Origin of the sequence: Nostoc sp. UIC 10630 (assembly GCF_010747425.1) — a bacterium.
Taxonomy (GTDB): domain Bacteria; phylum Cyanobacteriota; class Cyanobacteriia; order Cyanobacteriales; family Nostocaceae; genus Nostoc.
Genome location: NZ_JAAGOG010000474.1, coordinates 1 through 764 on the forward strand (window position 1 = coordinate 1; position 764 = coordinate 764).

The 764-nt window shown below is 43.7% G+C and carries 1 pseudogene; it reads right to left on the bottom strand.

Annotated features, from left to right (window positions below):
• Nucleotides 1–764: pseudogene (locus G1O98_RS40525) on the bottom strand (hypothetical protein); the annotation flags it as partial.

Consider the following 764-nt stretch of genomic DNA (forward strand, 5'->3'; position numbering starts at 1 on the left):
AAAAGTTTCTTGCACCTGAGTTATAAAACCACTACCCCAAACCATCGGTATCATTGGCAATTTGTCGTCTTTGGGGACGTATTCACCAGTTCTTTCGTAAACACTGCTATACTTATCTATTTTCTGGAGTTCCCATGCACAATTGAAATACGTCTCCAACTCAACTTCTACATGGTAAGCAGCGCCCCCACCGATGATTACCTCGTTCAACGGTCTGGGTAATATTTTGTCCATCCACCGATTGAGTTTATCCCAATATTGGGCCGTTGCTACTCTAATAGCATCAACAATATGAGAAATTTCTTTTTCTCTTAAACTGGGGTCTTTAGCACTTGCTAGAGCTTGTATTTGGTCAAAAGTTATCCAATTAGGGCGTGCCGAGTGATTACGGTCTTTGCTGTAGACCTTATTAATAATCGTGTAGCGTGCATCAAATAAAGAATTAGCTAAACGCTCTCGGTCTAAACCACTGGTCATATCCAGCACGATATCCAACATATTGGCAAAGCCCAACAGTGGACTATCGCCCAGCTTCAGTTGCCCCCGGTCAAAATAAAGTGCTGTCGTGTTCCTGTGACCGAACATCAATACAGCTAGTTGTTGATTGCGTAACCAGTCTACTCCCTGTTGTTTGATTCGCAGTGCTGCTAATCCCCCACCTTCAGGACGGCACAAGAAACGCTCTAGGTTCACCTTTAAATATTGTTTGCGTACCGTAAAATTAGCCAGCATCACCCGTAACTGTTCTTCAAAGCGGCGGCGAT